At 45.4% G+C, this 2,124-nt stretch carries 1 protein-coding gene and 1 pseudogene; one reads left to right on the top strand and one right to left on the bottom strand.

The genetic code is table 11. The annotated features are described in order from the left end of the window. A pseudogene (locus BG32_RS14150) lies at positions 1 to 210 on the top strand (S9 family peptidase); the annotation flags it as partial. 7 nt (positions 211 to 217) lie between these two features. Here the strand turns inward: BG32_RS14150 and BG32_RS14145 are convergent. Further along, positions 218 to 1,264, bottom strand: a complete 1,047-nt coding sequence (locus BG32_RS14145) for a hypothetical protein (protein ID WP_006486539.1) — start codon at positions 1,262 to 1,264, stop codon at positions 218 to 220. Positions 1,265 to 2,124 lie beyond the last annotated feature (860 nt).

The raw sequence follows: 2,124 nt of genomic DNA, 5'->3' as shown, positions 1-2,124 counted from the left end.
GAGGAACTCAGAAACTATGAAGGAGATCTGCTAATTGTTCATGGTTCCGACGATGAATCGGTGCCATATCTTCCCGTAAAAAAGTATGCAAATGCGAGACGGTTGAAGATACATACTGTAGAGGGAGCCAACCACAAGTATCAGAGGATTGACTGGATTGAGGAACTCTTCTCAGTTTCAACGGATTTCTTTGAAAGAACATTGCTGTAGCGGGCGATCAATCGCCCGCTCCTTCCTTAATTGCCTTTCTGATTTCTTCTAGAGCACAGTCGATAAGCCTTTCTTCGGAAGTGAAAGTCAGCTCTTTTTCATGGATTTCTGGAATCACTAGACCTTGCCTGCTCAACGCCGCAAGGATTTCAATGACCTCATGGCGATGAACTCCGCTCAAAAAGGCAATTTCATCGATACATTGACTTGACCGCATGACAATTTTAAGAATACGAAGCGAATTCTGGCCAGACATCGCACTAATAACTCCCGCAGCGCTCCTTTTCTCATATGAAAGACTCCGCTTCCTAACTCTGTCTACTCCAATGAGTGATATGACTGAGTTTTTCTCAGGAACTTCAATCGTGATCACTGAGCCTCCAAGAAACGCCGAAACGTGGAGCCTGATCATCTTACCAGACAGAGATGGAGGTTCAATATCCAGTAGAAAGGCTAAGAAGCCGCTTTCAAATCTCTCGATGTTCTCAAGGAGAATCTCTTCCCCATAGTTTACAAGATTCTCCAGTTCAACCATTGAAGCTATCTCCTTCTCGGCAAAACGAAGCAGTTCAAGAAAGGATTCATGTGTCTTGGCCTGGTCCGTTAGCATTTGAAACGCTTCATATCTGTCAGAAGATAAGAGCCAGGGAATTGACGAAACATACTCAAGAGCGCCCTTTTCATTTTCCTCTAAAGATTTTAAAAAAACATCATTCCTCTTTTCAAGTGGCATGAAATCGCTGCTAAGAAACAGCGAAAGGAGCCTTTCGGGAGATATCGTTTCTATCATCTTCAGTAGACCTGACGGAGTAGGGGAACCTTCGAGAAAGAAGTAAGGGATAATCTTCAAACCAAAGAAGGCCTCCCAGCTGAAAAGTCTTGCGAGTGATGTTAGACTCTCCTCCGTGAGAGAAAGCCTTGCCTTGAAAACCCAGTCAGAGAGGGCTTCTAGGGACTCTCCGTCGCTTGGAGTCATCTTTTCATGGTTATTCAGTCTGAACAAGGATAGAAGGAGCTCAGGTCCCTTCTGCTTATCAAGGACAAAATTTACCATTGGACCCTCCACTAGACCAGTGTTATCCGGATCGGTGCAGACACTTGCTATTAACAAGGGCTGAGCTATGGGAGTTTTCCCATATAGATCTTACACTACAAAAGGCGAGGTCACACAAAAGCGGGCAAATGGCTAGTAGCTCTTGCTCGCAGGGAACCTCAGCTATTTGTACACTGGACAATGAAGATATTGCATTCGGCTGGATAATGGGAGCCGGATGAATCGAGAGGTTCAAGTCCGGTTCTGAGACAGCCTGGGGTGAAATCCCCCTGGGCTAATCACCGTGTGCCATAGCAGTGGATACCGGTTTGCTGTTAAATGGTTCACCGCTCTCAGAAGGAAAAACCTGTTCTTCCAGAGCATGGATTTATTCTTCGTTCTTGGTTAAGGTGAAAAACCAAGAACGCGAGATTCTTAACCAAGTTCAGAAGGGTTGAAACGTTCTCAGAATAACCAACGCTATCATTTCCGTTATGACTTGCCGGAAGCTCGTCTTATTGTCATCCCGAAAGAAGTTCGGGCTGACAGAGTAAGGGACTGTCGAGAAGACTAGACGGCATCAAAGCGTTGTTGATTCTGAAAGCATAATAATTTGTCATTTGAACATGATTCAGCATCCCGATCTAAGAGCCGCTGGACGCTCAAGAACGAAGATCCGCTGGTCGCTGAAGGATTTGACGAGCCAAGAAAGAGCATTGTCAAGAGTTCACTTCGCTTACGAGAAGACGAGACTGGCGTGCGTCAGCAGACTGGCTTCGAAATCGCTTGTTCCCTAAAGTAGCATCACACCTAGGCCGATAGTCTCCGGTGTAGAACTAAAGAGCTTCAAGTTGTGAGAGTTGTTTCTTGAGATAGTATCC

The sequence above is a fragment of the Mesotoga sp. HF07.pep.5.2.highcov genome (genome assembly GCF_003666285.1).
Classification (GTDB): domain Bacteria; phylum Thermotogota; class Thermotogae; order Petrotogales; family Kosmotogaceae; genus Mesotoga; species Mesotoga prima.
Note: the sequence above shows the minus strand (reverse complement) of the source record. Positions and strands in the feature narration are given on the sequence as shown.